Here is a 17078-nt window from a genome sequence, read left to right as displayed (position 1 = left end):
CGGCAACTTGTTGAATGAAAAACAATTTATCTTCGATTTTTGGCGCAAAGGGACGCTTGGCAGCGCAGTTGCCCGGTTTTCGCCACCGCGATCAACAGCAACTGATGGCTGAACGCATCGCGGCAGTGATGGCAAAAGGTGGCGTGTTGATTTGTGAAGCGGGCACGGGCACGGGTAAAACCTTTGCGTATCTGGTGCCAGCCCTGTTGTCGCAGCGCAAGGTGTTGATTTCTACCGGAACGCGCAATTTGCAAGATCAACTGTTTCACCGCGATTTGCCGCTGATTCGCACGGCGCTGGGGCGACCGGTGTCGGCTGCGTTGCTCAAGGGTCGCGCCAATTATCTGTGTCGGCTGCGGCTGGCGCAGATTCAAGATGCGCTGGAGCATGTGCCGGTCGAGCTGCGCGAGCAGTTGACGCTGGTGCGCAATTGGGCGCAGACGACCCAGCGCGGTGATATTGCGGAATTGCCGCTGCCTGAAGATGCGCCGATTTGGCCGGAAGTCACTTCCACCACCGAGAACTGTCTCGGTCAGGAATGTAGCGAATGGTCACGCTGTCATCTGGTTGCAGCGCGGCGCGAGGCGCAAACGGCGGAAATTGTGGTGGTCAATCATCATCTGCTCTGCGCTGATTTGGCGCTGAAAGATGAAGGGTTTGGCGAGATTTTGCCGGGCGCAGATTGTTTCGTGATTGACGAAGCGCATCAGCTTCCAGAAACCGCCTCCAACTTTTTCGGGCTGTCGCTCAGTAGCCGCCAGTTGCTTGATCTCGCCACCGATAGCGAGCTTGAATTTTATCGCAGCGCCAAGGGATTGAGCGCATTGCCCAAGCACACCAAGGCGTTGCAGAAAGCAACGGCGGATGTACGCATCAGTTTGGGTGAAACCGAGCGCCGTGCTCCGTGGCGTGAGTTGGCGGAAGATGTTGGCGTGAAACGGGCGTTAAATGCACTGGAGCACAAACTGCAAACGCTCGCCGAGGCGCTCAAAGTGCTTGCTGGTCGCAGCAAAGAATTGGATGCGTGTCAGGCACGAACGATGGATTTGCTGGCGCGTCTGCGTATTTTGCTGGCGATGGAACCGCCAGATGCAGTGCGCTGGTTTGAGACGCTGGGGCGCACCGGTTTTCGCCTCAATCAAACGCCGCTGTCGGTCGCCGACGTGTTTCGTAAACAAATCGGTCAAACTGGAACGGCGTGGATTTTCACTTCCGCAACGCTCGCGGTCGGCGACAACTTCGATCATTTTTCCCACCAACTCGGCATTGAAAAGGCGCTCACCGCCCGCTGGGACAGTCCATTTGATTATTCAAAACAGGCGCTGTGGTTCGTCCCGCGTGGGCTGCCGCAGCCATCGGAGTCGAAATATAACCAAGAGGTGATTGCGCTGGCGCAGGAGATCATCGGTTACAGCCGAGGACGCGCTTTTCTGCTGTTCACCAGTCATCGGGCGCTGCGTGAAATCGCCATTGGTTTAGACGGAAAAATTGATTATCCGCTGTTAATTCAAGGCACTGCGCCCCGCGCCGAATTGCTGGAACGTTTCCGCGAACTCGGCAACGCAGTTTTGCTCGGCACGTCCAGTTTTTGGGAAGGCGTGGATGTGCGCGGCGAGGCGCTGTCGTGCGTGTTGATTGATCGCTTGCCGTTTGCTGCGCCCGGCGATCCGGTGCTGGCGGCGCGAATTGATGCGCTGCGTCAGCGCGGCGGTAATCCGTTTACCGATTATCAGTTGCCGCAAGCGGTGATTGCGCTGAAGCAGGGCGCGGGGCGGCTGATTCGAGACAGCGCGGATCGTGGCGTGTTGGTGGTGTGCGATCCGCGTTTATTATCAAAATCTTACGGTCACACCTTTTTAGCAAGTTTGCCGCCAATGGCACGGACGCGCCAAATTGAAGATGTGAAGACATTTTTCGGCGGTGGGGCGTGAAAATACTGCTGACGTGCCTCGGCATTGCCGCGCTGCTGTTAGCGGGTTGCAGCACGGTAGAAAAAGATAAACGCGCCAATGCGTTACAGGCAGCAACGAATGGTTATCAAGCGGCGCTGCGCTGGGGCTATTACGACACGGCGCTGGCGTTTCTCGATCCGCAAACGCCGCCGCCGACAATCAATTTCAAAGGGTTGCGTTTGACGGGTTATGACGTGATGCAGTCGCTGCGGATGCCGGACAAAGCAACGGCGCTGCAAACGGTGTCGATTGAATATCTGTACGAAGATCGGCAGGTGGTCAAGCAACTGACTGACCAACAACGCTGGCGCTGGGACGCTGCCCATCATGCGTGGTTTTTACAGTCTGGATTGCCAAAATTTGAGACGCGGTAAACGCAGTATCAGGATGCAGCGGTGAGTTTTAAGCCGATGATTCCCATCAAAATTAAACCGACAAAGAAGAACCGCGACAGAGTTGCCGGTTCCGCAAACAGTAATAAGCCGAGAATGAACGCACCAGTTGCACCGATTCCTGTCCACACCGCGTAGGCAGTGCCCATCGGAATTGTTTTCTGCGCGATCAACAGCAACGTGCCGCTGGCGAACATGCAGAACACTGCGAACGCAATCCAACCCCAGTGCAAACCGTCGTCGGTCATCCCGAATTTGAGACCGACTGGCCAGCCCCATTCAAACAATCCGGCGATCAGTAGCAACAGCCAATCCATCGCTCAGATGTCCTGCTGCGGTTGATCGGCAAGCATCGCCTCCAGCCGCGCAATTTCTTGTTGAAGATCAACTGGAAGTGAAGCCGTTAATGGCAGCAATTGCTCCAACGCAGCACGCGCTTGATCGAGTTGATCTTCAGCCAGATGCTCTCTCAGTGCTTCAATCAGTACGGTTGCAACTTCAAGGTGTTGAGTTGCTTCAAGTTTTGCAACTTTGTCTGGCGCAATGAATCGTTCCAATGTCAGCGTGAAGCTCTGCCACCACTGTTGCGCAGTCTCGAAAAATGACGATGCAGAAGGCGGCATGGAACAGGCACAAAGCAGCGGCAACACGATGAAAATACTTACAATTCGACGCATGATGAGTGGTTACTTGATGATTTTGAGGCTGGGCGCTTTGCCCTTGCCTTTCGGTTTATCGGGCGGAGTTGGCGAGCCACCGCTGCCCACTGATTTGAGCGTTGGACCTGCTGGCGGCGTGTCTGGTGCGTCGGGATAAATCGGATCAGGAAACATCATTCCTTGATTGTTTTCACGGGTGAAAATGCCGAGCACTGCTTCGGTCGGTACCATAATCTCGCGGGCAATACCGCCAAAGCGGGCGTTAAACGCGATCCAGTCGTTGCCAATCACCAAACCATGCACTGCGCTGGGCGTGATATTCAGCACAATTTGACCGGCGGTGACGAACTCCAACGGCACCTGAGTTGCAGGATAATTGGCATCTACAGCGAGATGCGGTGTCATTTGATTATCCAAAATCCACTCATAAAGTGCACGAATGAGATAGGGTTTGCTGGAGGTCATGGCAGCTTCCACCTGTGCATTCATCGTCCAATATCCGCAATCATCTCCTTTTCCGCCTCGGTGAGACTTAAACGAAAGGCTTCCCAAGCGAAGATGCGTTTTTTATACACGTTAATCGCGTTGGCTTGCTGCGGAAGTTCAATTCCCAATAATGGCAAACGATATAACAGCGGCGCAACGCAGCAATCTACTAATGAAAACTCATCGCTCATAAAGAATTTGTGCGCAGCAAATACTGGCGCAGTGACAATTAAACTCTCACGCAGTTCTTTACGCGCTTTATTCGCATCATCGTGTTTACCTTTTAAAATGCGCCGCATTAAAGAATACCAATCCTGATCTATTCGATACATAAACAAACGGGCGCTGGCGCGGGAAACCGGATCAACCGGCAGCAATGGCGGATGCGGAAAACGTTCGTCGAGGTATTCCATGATGATCCGCGATTCGTATAGACGCAGATCACGATCAACGAAGGTCGGCACAGTGCCGTAAGGATTCACTTCCAATACTTCACGGGGCAAATTGTGGGCATCAACATTCACCACTTCGACCGTAATACCTTTTTCGGCAAGCACCATTCTAACGCGGTGACAATAAGGACAAATGGGGTCGGAAAATAACATCATTACAATTCATCCGATTGCGGTCATTGCCAGATTGAGAGTTCCAAGATTGGAATTGTATGGCAGACTCGATAAAGACAGATTGCTAACCATTTCTAGTTAGCGACTTTAAGATGCGAAAAGATTTGATTGTCCTGATAATGACGCGCTCAAGCTGCGAAATAAAGCGGATATATTATTGCAGTAGATAAGCGATGCAGATAGTAAATAGTACATCAAAAAACCAGCGATGACCCGCGTTAAACACGCGGGTCATTTTATTCAACGCTTAATGAATGTCTTTCCAGTATTCCTTTTTCATCAGGTAAGCCAGAATGAAAAGGAAGCCGAGAAATAACAATACATAAACGCCAAGCCGTTGACGCTCCAATTGGATTGGCTCACCGGCGTAAGTTAAAAACGCCGTGATGTCCCGCACCATGTTGTCATATTCCTTTGGTGACAACAGACCTTCCTTCACCAGTTTGACGCCGACAACCACCGGTGTTGCACCCGCTTGGTGATGATCAAATACCGGCTCCTGAACGCCCTGCAAATTGCTCAAACCATGCGGCATGGCAACCAATGGGAACATGAGGTTGTTAACGCCGTAAGGACGGGTCGAATCAACGTAGAAGCTCTTGAGATAGGTATACACCCAATCCGGCGAGCGCCAGCGTGTGACCAGTGTCAAATCTGGAACCACCACGCCAAACCATTTGAGCTGATCATCGGCACGCATGGCGTTTTCCATCAGAGCGCCCGGCTTGGCATCACCAAACAGCAAATTTTCCCGCAGCGTCACTTCATCAATGCCAAGGTCTTTCGCCAAACGGTTGTAGCGCATGTATTGCAGCGAATGACAACCCAGGCAGTAGTTGACGAAGTATTTCGCACCGCGCTGCAACGACGCTTGATCGTGCAGGTCGATGTTAGAACTTTGCAGCGCCGGCCCTTCAGCGTTGGCTAACAGCACGGTTGGCGACAGCAGCAACAGGGCAGCAATAATCAGCTTTCTCATGCGGTGACCCTCTCTGGAACGGGCTTGGTCTTATCCAGTGAGCTGTAAATCGGCATCAACAGGAAAAAGGCGAAATACAACACCGTGAAAATTTGCGACAGCAACGTGGATAAATCCGATGCTGGCTGCATTCCCAACCACGCCAGAACCACGAAGGACACGGCAAAGATCGCTAATGCCACTTTGAAGATCGGGCCTTTATAACGAATCGACTTCACTGGACTGCGATCCAGCCACGGCAGCACGAAGAAAATCAAAATCGCGCCGAACATCACAACCACGCCGGGGAATTGCGAACCCCACAGCGGCGGCACTGCCCGTAACATCGCGTAATACGGCGTGAAATACCACACCGGTGCAATGTGCGGCGGAGTCAACATCGGATTTGCTGGCTGGAAGTTTGGCGCTTCCAAAAAGATGCCGCCCATCGTTGGCGCATAAAACATGATCCAACTGAACAGTGCGAGGAACACCACTACGCCCATGAAATCCTTCACCGTGTAATACGGATGGAATGGAATTCCGTCTGCTGGCGCTTTGTCGCTCCAACGATTGCCTTTCGGACCATCTTTGATTTCGATGCCATCAGGATTGTTCGAGCCAACATGATGCAGCGCGACAATGTGAATAAACACCAGTGCTGCCAATACGAACGGCAGTAAGAAATGGAAGGCAAAGAAGCGGTTGAGCGTCACGTCGGAAATCACATAATCGCCGCGCACCCACACTGACAGATCATCACCGACGACTGGCACTGCGGCAAATAGGTTCACGATCACCTGTGCGCCCCAGTACGACATTTGACCCCAAGGCAGCAGGTAGCCAAAGAATGCCGTTGCCATCATCGCCAAATAGATCACTACGCCGAGAATCCACAGCAATTCACGCGGTTTGCGGTACGAACCCCAAAGTAGGGCGCGGAACATGTGCAGATAAATCACGATGAAGAACATCGAGGCACCGGTGGAGTGCATGTAGCGAATGAGCCAACCCCAATCGACATCACGCATGATGTATTCGACGGAAGCAAACGCCAGTGCTGCATCCGGTTTGTAATTCATCGCCAGCCAAATGCCGGTGACGATCTGAATGACCAGCGTCAAAATCGCTAATGAACCGAAAAATGACCAGAAATTCAGGTTTTTAGGAGCATAGTATTCGGCGAGATGTGCCTTCCAAGTTTCAGTCAGTGGGAAGCGTTTATCAATCCAACTGGCGTTTTCGTTTTTTTCCGCACTCATCAGGCCGCTCCTCCCCGATCTTCACCGACCAGAATGGTGGTGGCGTTGAGATAGGTGTGCTTGGGAATGTAAAGATTGGTTGGCGCTGGCACGTTTTTGAATACCCGCGCTGCGAGGTCAAAGCGTGAACCATGACACGGACAATGGAAACCGCCCTTCCAATCCGCACCAAGGTCTTCCGTTCCAAATTCAGGACGATAGGTTGGCGAACAGCCCAAATGGGTGCAAATCCCAATCGCCACCAAGTATTCCGGTTTAATCGATCGCGTCGGATTTTGGCAATACGGCGGCTGATGATCAACTTCGGATTTGGGATCAACCAATTTGGAATCGTTGCTGGCCAACGCCGCAATCATTTCGGGAGTGCGATGCACAACCCAGACTGGCTTACCGCGCCACTTGACCCGAAGCAATGCACCGGGTTCTAACTTACTCACATCTGCCTCGACCGGTGCACCGGCAGCCCGAGCGCGTGCGCTAGGGTTCATCGATGCGACGAACGGGACAAGTGCATAACCGGTACCGACAGCACCGACTATGCTGGTTGCAGCGACGAGCAGTCGTCGCCTCATTTTGTTCACGCCTTCCGCGCTCATAAGCCAATATCCCCCGGCTGGTTCAGAGACCGCAAGTGCTCTCGGCAACTCCTACGCAGCTTGGATGAAACGTTCAGGTGGAAAATAAGAATATGACGATTATCTATAAAATCGACCGCGCATTGTCTGCGATTCCCGTGAAAAAGGTCAAGGAAAAGCGAGTAAATAACGGTTTAGCCGCGATTTTCAGTCACTCTCGTCTATGCCGGATTGTCGATCTCAATGAACTGATGCCACAGCCCAAACTGCTCGGCAAGATGCGCACCCAGTGCCTGAATTCCGTAGCGTTCAGTGGCGTGATGACCGGCAGCCAAATAACAGATGCCGTATTCACGCGCCAAATGCGTGGTTTGCTCACTGATTTCGCCACTTAAAAACGCATCTACACCCAGCGCAGCGGCTTGTTCTAAATGGTTCTGACCGCCGCCACTGCACCACGCGATTCGTTCGAGCATTCCGTGTTTACCGTCTACCAACGTAACCGCTCGCCCCAATTGCTGGAAAACCTGCTCCGCCAGTGTGGCGGGCAACACGGGCAGCGCCAGCCGACCGACCCACACCAGACCTTTTCCCAGCGTCGTTGGTTCCCGATCACAGAAACCGAGCCGCTGACCCAGCATCGCGTTATTGCCCAGCAGCGGATGCGCATCGAGCGGCAGATGATAGGCGATCAAACTCGCGCCCGCTTTGAGTAATGTCCTTGCACGTCGCCCTTTGATGCCGATCAAACAGGGATTTTCGTGATTCCAGAACCAACCGTGATGCACCACAATGGCATCGGCTTCCAGCGCCAGCGCTGCTTCCAACAATGCCGCACTCGCAGTCACGCCGCTAACCAGCCGCTGAATCGGGCGATCGCCTTCAACCTGTAAACCATTCGGCGCGTAATCGGCAAACGACGCAGTACTGAGCAGTTCGTCACAATACGCAACTAAAACGCGGGCTTCGATCATGGATCAGGTTCCTGAAATAAGAAATTGTGGGCGGGGCTACCACAACGCTTGGCTTTTCATGCTGCAAATGAGCTGTCAAACTTGTGCGAAATGCGCACCAGCGCCAACAACAGGATGTAACGATTGCGCAGCGTGGTCTATCCCGGAACTTTCGATCCCATCACCAACGGTCATGTGGATTTGATTCATCGTGCCGCCCAATTATTTGATCGCGTGGTGGTCGCAGTGGCTGCCGACACCGGTAAAACACCGCTATTTTCCACCGAGGAGCGCATGGCGTTGGTACAAGCGAGTATTAACGGTCATGCCAATGTCGAAGTGGTGTCCTTTCAAGGTTTGCTGGTACGGTTTGTTCGTGAGCTTGACCTGACGGTGATCATGCGCGGACTGCGAGCAGTGTCAGATTTTGAATATGAATTTCAATTGGCTGGGATGAATCGGCGCATGGCTCCTGAAATTGAAACGGTATTTTTAACGCCAGCCGAACAATATGCCTATATTTCATCATCGCTGGTGCGGGAAATTGCCCGTCTCGGCGGAGATGTTTCGACCTTCGTCACCCCGGCAGTTCAAGCTGCATTAAACAGGCAGTTTCGATAATATCCGCCGGTCTTAATTTCACCCACAACCGAACGTTAGGAGTTTTCCAATGGCCTTAATGATGACTGATGAATGTATTAACTGTGACGTGTGCGAACCAGAGTGCCCGAATGGTGCAATTTCACAAGGTGACTCCACCTACGTTATTAACCCTGATCTGTGCACCGAGTGCGTTGGTCATTATGAAACCTCGCAATGCGTTGAGGTTTGCCCAGTTGATTGCATTATTAAAGACCCTAAGCACAACGAGACTGAGGAAGAATTACGCGCCAAATACGAGCGCATTTCTAACGCAGGTTAAATCATTTCCATTTCGAATGATTTGACAACAAGAAGCCCCGTTATTGGGGCTTCTTATTTTCTGGCATTCAAGAACAAAAAAATGCCGTTTTTACGCCGTGCGATACGCGGATCAGTTAAGCCGTTAACCGTCGTTCTGCTTCACGATATTTCTCTGCCGTGCGGTCAATGATTTCTTGCGGCAATTGCGGACCGGGCGGTGTCTTATCCCAATTCAGAGTTTCCAAATAATCGCGCACAAATTGCTTATCAAAACTTGGTGGACTGCTGCCCAATTGATATTGATCGGCTGGCCAAAACCGCGATGAATCTGGTGTTAAAACTTCATCAATTAAATGCAGCTTGCCGTGATCATCAAGACCGAATTCAAATTTGGTATCCGCAATAATAATGCCGCGCTCGGCAGCGTAGGCAGCGCAATCGGTATAAATCGCCACACTCAGCGCCCGCACCTGTTCCGCTAATTCAGCGCCAAGCAGCTTAACCGTTTGTGCAAAATCAACATTTTCATCATGGCTGCCGAGTTCAGCTTTGGTTGACGGCGTGTAAATCGGTTCCGGTAATTGCTGCGCTTGCTGCAATCCCGAAGGCAGCGCAATTCCGCACACTGCGCCGCGGCGCTGATAATCTTTCCATCCAGAACCAATGAGATAGCCGCGCACAATCGCTTCAATCGGCAGTGGCTGGAGACGGCGCACCACGACCGCACGATCACCCAATTGCGCCAATTCGCTCACATCGGTAATCACGGCAGTCACGGGAATTTGTGCCAGATGATTCGGTACCAAATGCGCAGTGCGAGCGAACCAAAAATTGGCTACACGGGTGAGCACTTCGCCTTTGCTGGGAATCGGTTGCGGTAACACGACATCGAATGCCGACAGTCGGTCGCTGGCGACCACCAGCAAATGATCGACGCCAACCTGATAAAGATCACGCACCTTGCCACGTCCGAGCAGCGGCAGACTGGATAACGTGGATTCGTAAAGCGCCGAAGTAGCTGATTTCAATGGTATTGCTCCGTAGTGTAATGGCCGGGCGCTTGGCGGCGATGACGCACCAGCCCCCGCGCTTCAAGAATGATTTTGGCATCTTTAATCATCGCTGAATTGCCGCACAGCATGACGTGACTGGTTGCCGGGTCGATGGTCGCGCCAGCAATCGTTTCCAATTCGCCATTGGTCAACAAATCGGTAATGCGACCGTTTAGCAGATGAGCGCCCGTTTCTCGACTGACTGCGGCAATCATGCGGAACCGTTCGCCGTGACGTTCACTGATTTCCGCCAACAGGTCTTGATAAGCTAAATCAGCAACTTGGCGTACACCGTGAACGAGAATCACCCGCTGAAACCGCTCCCACGGCTCGGCGCTGCGCAGAATCGACAGATAAACACCCAGCCCAGTGCCGGTTGCCAGCAGCCACAATGTTTCGGCTGGCGCGACTGTTTCTAGTGTAAAAATACCGCCCGCAGCGGCGGTTAACCACACGGGATCGCCGATATTTAATGCTGATAGCGGCGCAGTGAGCGATCCGCCATTCACTTCATTAAAAAAGATTTCTAGCGGACGCTCCTGCGGCGCATTCACTAATGAATAAGGTCGTCCAATGCGTTCACCAGCAATATCAAGCGCAACTTTAATATATTGACCGGCTTTAAAAGCGTGAATAGGCGCATCGAATTGTAAACTATACAAACCTTCTGCCCATTGCTGTTTACCGACCACTTGCCCTTTTACCCAATCGCTCATTATTAATTCCTAAATGGTTCGTTATTATGTATTGCCACAATTACGCAGCGGTGCATGGTGATTACCTAAAATCGGTGCGCTGTCCGCTATTGCAATCTCGCTGCGGTTACTCAACTTAACAGCCATCATCATATTGGAAACGATACGCCATGAAAAACACCCTGTTAGCATTGAGTTTAACGGCAATCACGCCAGCATTGGCTGCTGATTCTAAACCTTGTTCATCGCTGCTTGATCTTGAGGTGCGGCATCTTGCGAGTGACGAGGCCGTTAATCTCTGCCAAGCCTATGCAGGAAAAGTGCTTTTGATTGTCAATACCGCCAGCAAATGTGGATTTACGCCGCAATATGCTGGGCTGGAGGCGCTTTATCACAAATACAAAGATCGCGGATTGGTTGTGCTGGGTTTTCCATCAAATGACTTTGCCAATCAAGACCCTGGATCGGAGGCAGAGATTCAACAGTTTTGTCGTTTGACCTATTCAGTTGAATTTCCGATGTTTGAAAAAGTAAGCGTCAAAAATGGTACTGCTGCGCCAATTTTTGAACGTCTTGCTGCGGCTGGCGCACCCTATCCGAAATGGAACTTTTATAAATATCTGATTGATCGTCATGGCAATTTTGTTGATTATTACATCAGCACAACAGCACCAGACAGTGCGAAGATAATGAAAAAAATTGAGGAATTATTAACTGCGCCCTAATGCAATCAATGCGTAAAAAGATGGGCGTTTAACCATACCCATCTTTTTTCTTTTAATCTGTGATGTTTGGGCACACGAATCTATTCGATGTGAATTCAAATAGCGTCACGCAACGTTCAAATCACTGTGTTTAACTGTATCAAGTAATTATCATTTCAACTCAGCTTTAGGAATCAATATATGGCACTGCCTTTTAAAGAACATCCTTTACGTTATCAAGGTGTTGCAGAATTACATGCACGCACTTATGAACCATTGCAAGCGCCAGCGCGAGTGTCACATATTGCGACGATTTGCGGTGAAAAAGGTAGCGGACGCAATCTCAAACACCTATTCAAATTGCTGGAACATTACGGTGTGCCGCAACCGGAAATGGTGGAGCAACATTATTTTGCCATGCTTGGCGACATTCAAATGCGCTGGGAACGCCATACTGAATTCGTTACCTATACCTTTAGCAAGCAGGGCGAATATGATCATCCGTTTGATTCAACAGTGCTTTCTGAATTGCCCGAAGACTGGCTGCGCGAATTGCCCGGCGAGGTGGTCACGGTCGTCGCGCTAGCATTGGATGCGCCCACGATGCCCGAACGCAGTACTGAAGAATTGAGCACTTTATTCGCAGGCAATGCACTAATTGGCTCGGAAGTCGTTGGCGGAATAGCGCGAGCGTGGTCGGATTTGCGTATTGATGTCGATGGAGTGTCCCGTATTTTATTGCGCGATCAGGGTTTATCTTCCAATCAAGCCGGACGATTAGTAAAACGTTTTTTAGAAATTAATGCGTATCGCGCAATGGCAATTCTCGGTTTACCAGAAGCGCGAGAAGTAAATCTGTGTCTGAGCAATGCAGATCGGCGTTTAGTAAACGTTGCAGCGCGAATGACTGATGCTGAATTGGGGCGCGGCGTTCCCGATGCTGAATTGCTGGCGGAATTAACTGCACTGGCGGCGGAAATTGAAGCAGTTGCAGCACGCACCAGTTCTCGTTTTGAAGCGTCTCGCGCTTATTATGGCGTGGTCGTGCAACGTCTCGATCAATTGCGTCAACGTCGAATTGAAGGTTTGCAAACGTTCACTGAATTTCTGGATGCACGACTTGCGCCAGCAATTGCCACTTGCAATTCAACTTCTAAACGTCAACAGGATTTAGCCGAACGCGCTGCGCGATTAACGAGTCTGCTGCGAGCGCGAGTAGAAGTGCGATTACAAGAACAAAACCGCAGTCTATTAGAATCAATGGATCGGCGAGCACAATTGCAATTGCGGTTACAGGAAACTGTCGAAGGATTATCGGTGATTGCCATTGGTTATTACGGCGTGGGTTTAGTCGGTTATTTACTCAAAGGATTAGAAGCGCACGGCTGGCTCATTCATGCCACTTACGTGACTGGGCTTGCTGCGCCGCTCATTGTCCTTGTGGCATGGCTGGGCATTCGGCGCATGAAAGAACGGCTATTAGAAAATGAAGACGCTACTGAAAATTAGCCGGGCGCAATGTCAATTGACCATTGGCTAATAACAATTCCATGTATTTGAGATAAGACATGCCGAGTAACACCCGTTCGCTCTGCATGTTCGGCAATATCGTCGCCTTAATTTGCGAGGCGACCAATCCACCAACTTCGACTTGATCAAGCCATGCTGACCACGTCGGGACATCGCCATTGCCGGTCATACTCATTCCGCCCGGCGTCAATTGCAGTTTTAATCGCTGCGCCAGCGCATACGGCAACGCCACATCGACTGAACCGGTATCAACTAAAAACTCCACGGGTTCGCCATTAATTCGCCCGCCAGTGACGTATTGATTAACATCATTCGGACGCAATACCACCTGCATCACTCCAGATGCGCCTAAATACGCCACTGGATTGGGATTAGGATTGTCATTGGTTTCTTGATGTAGCCAATGCGCTAACAGAATAGACAGCAGCGTCATCACTGCAAAAACCACACCACCGCTGGCTTGTTTGAGCCAAAACATTTGCGTGATCCGTTCTATTTGTTTGCGCTTTGAAGTGTTCAATGTCGTCACCTTTACTGAATAAAAAGATAATGCTGCTGTGAAAATACAACGCTGAAAACGGTTTAAAAATCCCTGCTTTTAAGCCAGATTGATTCGTTGAAATAATGCGATAAAATCAGCAGGGGTAAGTGCTGGAGCGCATAAATAACCCTGAAATTCATCACAACCTGCTTCAAGAAGAAATTGTCGTTGCACATCGTTTTCCACTCCTTCAGCGATGACACGCAAACGCAGAGAATGCGCCAAATTAATCACCGCTGTAGCAATTGCCGTATCGCTGTCATCATCAGGAATATCACGTACAAAGGATTGATCAATTTTCAAGCGGTGAATTGGAAAACGTTTGAGGTAGGCCAAACTTGAATAACCCGTGCCAAAATCATCAATGGCCAATTGCACTCCAAGATTAACCAGCGCATCAAGACGAATCAATGCTTCATCGACATTTTGCACGAGAATAGATTCGGTTAATTCCAATTCTAAACGCCCCGGCGCTAAACTGCTTTCAGCTAATAATTGCGCCACTGATTCTACAAAATTGCTTTGCTGAAATTGCACTGCTGAGACATTGACTGACATCGTTAAATCAATTCCCAAGGCCTGCCAGCTTTCGGCTTGACGAATTGCTTCGCGCAATACCCAATCGCCCAGCGCAACAATAAAGCCAGTTTCTTCAGCGATGGGAATAAATTGACCGGGCGATAATTCCCCAAGCTCTTGATCTTTCCAGCGAATGAGTGCCTCGCTGCCAATTAACGTGCCGCTGCGTAAATCCACCTGCGGTTGATAGGCAAGGCGAAAATGCTGCTGTACCAGCGCCTCACGCATCGCGTGATCAATTTTCATGCGGGTTAATAAATCAACATTCATCTGGCGCTGATAAAAACGAAAATCACCGCGTCCACGCTCTTTAACGTGATACATCGCGCTGTCGGCATTTTTAATTAAATCATCCAGCGTTTCACCATCTTCAGGATAGAGCGCAATACCAATGCTAAAGGTTAATGAAAACTTCATTTCATCAATAATAAATGGTGTGGTCATACTTGCCAGCAGACGACGGGCAGTTTGCTCTGCGCCCAGCGCGTCAATCTCATGCAATAGCAATACAAATTCATCACCGCCAAGTCGCGCAATCGTATCTACTTGGCGCAAACAATCGACCAGCCGTTGTGCTACTTCGATCAATACGCGGTCGCCGAATACATGTCCCAGCGAATCGTTAATTTGTTTGAAGCGGTCGAGATCGACAAATAACACGGCAAAATTGGTGCGATCACGGCGAGCGAGGTTAATTGCAAATTCCAAGCGTTCGGTTAAACGCACACGATTTGGTAAACCGGTCAGCGCGTCGGTATAAGCAAGTTGTTCAATACGCTGCCGAGCGGCGACTGCTTCTGATAAGTCTTTAATAAAAGCAACGTAATGAAAAGGAGCGCCGTTGGAATCTAGTACGCGCACCAATGCAACTAAACACGGAAATGCTGCGCCGTTTTTTTTATGTTGGACAATTTCGCCTTGCCAAAAGCCATGGCGATGCAGTGCGTCTTCAATCGCGTGATGCGGACGATTACCAACCCACAATGGCAGCGATTGGGATAAATGTTGATCGGCGAGTTCAGCCGCCGTAGTTCCGGTCATTCGTTCACCGGCTGGATTAACTGCGACGATGCGAAAACTGGGATCAGTGACCACAATTGCATCCAAACTGGCTTCAAAGACCCGCGCTGCCAGCATCAGCCGTTTTTCATCCGCGAGCCGCCGCGTGATATTCCGAAATGAGTACACCCGCCCAATTGGACTGCCTCGCGCATATTGCGGCAAGGTCACGCGCTCCAGCACTTGCCCACAGCGCAACATCAAGACATCAGAGGCTTCCAGCAGGGGATCGCAGCTAATTGCGGTCATGCGCCCAGCGTAGGCGCTCGCGTCAATCACTGACCGCGCCATCCACCCGTACACGCCAACATCATCGCGTTCGGTCAGCAGGTTATTGGGGAGGTTCCACATCTCCGCAAAGCCTTGATTAAAACCGCGAATTGCACCATCCAAATCGGTAACAAGAATCCCATCCGCAGTGGATTCCAACGTTGCCCGCAGCTCGGCAACCAGTTTTTCCAATTCATTTTCAACTGCGCGGCGCTCGCTTTGGTTGGTTACTGTCACGACATAAAACATCACGCCATCAGCGCACTGCGCCCGACTGACACGCCGCAACACCGTAACTAAAGAGTGATCAGCGCGGCATAACAATGTTTCTGATAACAAATGATCAGCGCGACCGGCGGCGACATCCTCCCAAAAAAATACGTCCTCTGGCGTAAACGCAAAATCAATGACCGGACAACCAATTAATGCTGTGCGTGAAATGCCTAACAATTCTTCGGCAACCTGATTTGCTGCAACCACGCGCAATTCCAATGGCTCCACAATCCAGACTGCTTCAATCATGCTTTCAATCAACCCTTGCCACAATGCGATGCAGTTAGTTGTGTCTGGGGTTTCGCTGTGCACTGCAGAATGATGTGGCTGATTCATCGCACCTCCTGCGTATCAACTAAATTGCGGGCGCGTTCAAAAAAATAGCAGAGACGTTGACCAGGTGAAAGATAATCAAATACTGCTCGTGGTAATTGCAGCGGTTTGAGACTTAAACGAATTCCTAATGTAGATTCCATTTCCAAATCAACGATTAGTGCATCTTCACTGGGCAATTGCGGATCATAAATTAACACGCGAGGTTTTAATGGACGCGCTGAATTAACTGAGACGACTAGCGCGTAGCGATTATCAGTTAATAACACCAGTGAGCCGGGTGGATAAACTCCCATCATGCGAATAAATACACCAAGATAATTGCTATCAAATTTGTGTTGATTGTGTGCAAACATGAGCGCCAGCACTTTATGCGGTGTCATCGCAGTAACCGGATTCGTTGGATTACACAGATTATCGTAATGATTCACTAAACTGAGAATCCGCGATGCTGGTGAAAGCGCATCACCGGCTAATTGCTCAGGAAAACCACTGCCATCCATGTATTCGTGATGCTGGGCAATGATTGCGCACACTGCGTCATCTAAACCCATGCGCGTTGCCATTTCCGCCCCATAAAGTGCATGTTGCTGAAATAAGCGATGTTCGGCAGTAGTCAAACCTTTGTCGCGCCAGCGCAACCGCTCCGGCAACGCTATTTTGCCAATGTCGTGCAGCAGAGCGCCCAAACCCAGCGGTTTGAGTGCTGTGGCATCCAAACCCAGCCGTTTGCCCAGCAATAACGCAATCACCGTGACATTGATGGTATGCAATGAAGCATGTTCGCCAGCTTTTTCAGACAGCAAACGGATGAACGATTCGCTTTGCTCAAACAGATTGCCGACCAAACCGCTGACCATTTCTTCCGCCAGCTCACCGGCGACAGTGGGCTGATGCTGCACCTGTTTGAGCAGATGGCGAAAAGTTTGGGTGGCGTTGGAAAACTCGCGTTCGCAATGCTGCAACGTTGCCCGTTGATCCAGCAAACGTTGACGGTGATCTGCCAGTGCGGCGCTTTTAGCTTCTGCTTCGATCTCAGCAGCGGACGGCGGCGACGGTGTCGGGAGTTCTAAATCGCTGCGTTCCGGCGACCAGCGCAGGCGCTGCACCCCCAAGCCACGAATAGTTTCGATTTGACTGGCAGAGATAATTTTGAAGTTGTTAAGCGCAAAAGGATGGCCAATCCAACCCAAATCAAGATAGATATACATGCCAACACGCAGGGCATCGACTTCAATAAATTGCGCTTGGGAGTCGCTCATCATTTGCAACCATT

Annotated in this window: 19 protein-coding genes; 6 read left to right on the top strand and 13 right to left on the bottom strand. The window is 50.6% G+C overall.

Annotated features, from left to right (window positions below; translation table 11 throughout):
• The first annotated feature begins 14 nt into the window (after nt 1-14).
• Both CXB77_RS09365 and CXB77_RS09360 read left to right on the top strand, forming a co-directional pair.
• The gene (locus CXB77_RS09365; RefSeq protein ID WP_105073677.1) at nt 15-1931 is read left to right on the top strand and encodes an ATP-dependent DNA helicase; all 1917 of its coding nucleotides are present in this window, start codon (nt 15-17) and stop codon (nt 1929-1931) included.
• On the top strand, nt 1928-2326 hold the full coding sequence (locus CXB77_RS09360) for a hypothetical protein (protein WP_242445599.1): 399 nt from the start codon (nt 1928-1930) through the stop codon (nt 2324-2326). Before CXB77_RS09365 ends, CXB77_RS09360 begins: the two co-directional genes overlap by 4 nt.
• 8 nt (nt 2327-2334) lie before the next feature.
• Here CXB77_RS09360 and CXB77_RS09355 read toward each other — a convergent pair whose 3' ends face one another.
• The 8 genes from CXB77_RS09355 to CXB77_RS09320 form a co-directional block, all read right to left on the bottom strand.
• Nucleotides 2335-2661: a DMT family transporter gene (locus CXB77_RS09355; protein ID WP_105073675.1), complete on the bottom strand. Its 327-nt coding sequence runs from the start codon at nt 2659-2661 to the stop codon at nt 2335-2337.
• 3 nt (nt 2662-2664) lie between these two features.
• The gene (locus CXB77_RS09350; protein WP_146108778.1) at nt 2665-3021 is read right to left on the bottom strand and encodes a hypothetical protein; all 357 of its coding nucleotides are present in this window, start codon (nt 3019-3021) and stop codon (nt 2665-2667) included.
• 9 nt (nt 3022-3030) lie between these two features.
• On the bottom strand, nt 3031-3492 hold the full coding sequence (locus CXB77_RS09345; RefSeq protein WP_105073673.1) for a ClpXP protease specificity-enhancing factor: 462 nt from the start codon (nt 3490-3492) through the stop codon (nt 3031-3033).
• Nucleotides 3489-4097 (bottom strand): glutathione S-transferase N-terminal domain-containing protein, encoded by a 609-nt coding sequence (locus tag CXB77_RS09340; protein ID WP_105073672.1) that lies wholly within the window; start codon nt 4095-4097, stop codon nt 3489-3491. Before CXB77_RS09340 ends, CXB77_RS09345 begins: the two co-directional genes overlap by 4 nt.
• A 265-nt stretch (nt 4098-4362) precedes the next feature.
• Entirely contained in the window at nt 4363-5094 is a 732-nt protein-coding gene (locus CXB77_RS09335) for a cytochrome c1 (protein WP_105073671.1), read from the bottom strand.
• Nucleotides 5091-6335, bottom strand: coding sequence for a cytochrome b (locus CXB77_RS09330; protein ID WP_105073670.1), 1245 nt, complete (start codon nt 6333-6335; stop codon nt 5091-5093). The genes CXB77_RS09335 and CXB77_RS09330 overlap by 4 nt, the downstream gene beginning before the upstream one ends.
• A complete protein-coding gene (gene petA, locus CXB77_RS09325; protein WP_105073669.1) occupies nt 6335-6931 on the bottom strand; it encodes a ubiquinol-cytochrome c reductase iron-sulfur subunit in 597 nt (198 codons plus the stop codon). The genes CXB77_RS09330 and petA overlap by 1 nt, the downstream gene beginning before the upstream one ends.
• A 200-nt stretch (nt 6932-7131) precedes the next feature.
• Nucleotides 7132-7884 carry a Nif3-like dinuclear metal center hexameric protein gene (locus CXB77_RS09320; protein WP_105073668.1) on the bottom strand — a complete coding sequence of 251 codons (753 nt, stop codon included), beginning with the start codon at nt 7882-7884 and terminating at the stop codon, nt 7132-7134.
• 123 nt (nt 7885-8007) lie between these two features.
• Here CXB77_RS09320 and coaD point away from each other — a divergent pair, with 123 nt between their 5' ends.
• Both coaD and CXB77_RS09310 read left to right on the top strand, forming a co-directional pair.
• The gene (coaD, locus tag CXB77_RS09315; RefSeq protein WP_105073667.1) at nt 8008-8484 is read left to right on the top strand and encodes a pantetheine-phosphate adenylyltransferase; all 477 of its coding nucleotides are present in this window, start codon (nt 8008-8010) and stop codon (nt 8482-8484) included.
• Nucleotides 8485-8533: 49 nt separating this feature from the next.
• Nucleotides 8534-8785 carry a YfhL family 4Fe-4S dicluster ferredoxin gene (locus CXB77_RS09310; protein WP_105073666.1) on the top strand — a complete coding sequence of 84 codons (252 nt, stop codon included), beginning with the start codon at nt 8534-8536 and terminating at the stop codon, nt 8783-8785.
• A 115-nt stretch (nt 8786-8900) separates the two neighbouring features.
• On the opposite strand, the gene CXB77_RS09305 is transcribed toward CXB77_RS09310, so the two are convergent.
• Nucleotides 8901-9794, bottom strand: a complete 894-nt coding sequence (locus CXB77_RS09305) for a phosphoribosylaminoimidazolesuccinocarboxamide synthase (protein WP_105073665.1) — start codon at nt 9792-9794, stop codon at nt 8901-8903.
• Nucleotides 9791-10534: a ferredoxin--NADP reductase gene (locus CXB77_RS09300; protein ID WP_105073664.1), complete on the bottom strand. Its 744-nt coding sequence runs from the start codon at nt 10532-10534 to the stop codon at nt 9791-9793. The genes CXB77_RS09305 and CXB77_RS09300 overlap by 4 nt, the downstream gene beginning before the upstream one ends.
• A 149-nt stretch (nt 10535-10683) precedes the next feature.
• On the opposite strand from CXB77_RS09300, the gene CXB77_RS09295 reads away from it, so the two are divergent.
• Together CXB77_RS09295 and CXB77_RS09290 are read left to right on the top strand one after the other, a co-directional pair.
• A complete protein-coding gene (locus CXB77_RS09295; RefSeq protein ID WP_105073663.1) occupies nt 10684-11238 on the top strand; it encodes a glutathione peroxidase in 555 nt (184 codons plus the stop codon).
• A 180-nt stretch (nt 11239-11418) separates the two neighbouring features.
• Nucleotides 11419-12726 carry a DUF3422 family protein gene (locus tag CXB77_RS09290; RefSeq protein WP_105073662.1) on the top strand — a complete coding sequence of 436 codons (1308 nt, stop codon included), beginning with the start codon at nt 11419-11421 and terminating at the stop codon, nt 12724-12726.
• Here CXB77_RS09290 and CXB77_RS09285 read toward each other — a convergent pair.
• From CXB77_RS09285 to CXB77_RS09275, 3 genes are all read right to left on the bottom strand, one after another.
• On the bottom strand, nt 12713-13225 hold the full coding sequence (locus tag CXB77_RS09285; RefSeq protein ID WP_105074016.1) for a retropepsin-like aspartic protease family protein: 513 nt from the start codon (nt 13223-13225) through the stop codon (nt 12713-12715). The genes CXB77_RS09290 and CXB77_RS09285 overlap by 14 nt on opposite strands.
• A 120-nt stretch (nt 13226-13345) precedes the next feature.
• Nucleotides 13346-15805, bottom strand: a complete 2460-nt coding sequence (locus CXB77_RS09280; protein WP_105073661.1) for a sensor domain-containing protein — start codon at nt 15803-15805, stop codon at nt 13346-13348.
• Nucleotides 15802-17064 (bottom strand): HD-GYP domain-containing protein, encoded by a 1263-nt coding sequence (locus tag CXB77_RS09275; protein WP_105074015.1) that lies wholly within the window; start codon nt 17062-17064, stop codon nt 15802-15804. The genes CXB77_RS09280 and CXB77_RS09275 overlap by 4 nt, the downstream gene beginning before the upstream one ends.
• Nucleotides 17065-17078: the final 14 nt, after the last annotated feature.

This window comes from Chromatium okenii, from assembly GCF_002958735.1.
GTDB lineage: Bacteria > Pseudomonadota > Gammaproteobacteria > Chromatiales > Chromatiaceae > Chromatium > Chromatium okenii_A.
Note: the sequence above shows the minus strand (reverse complement) of the source record. Positions and strands in the feature narration are given on the sequence as shown.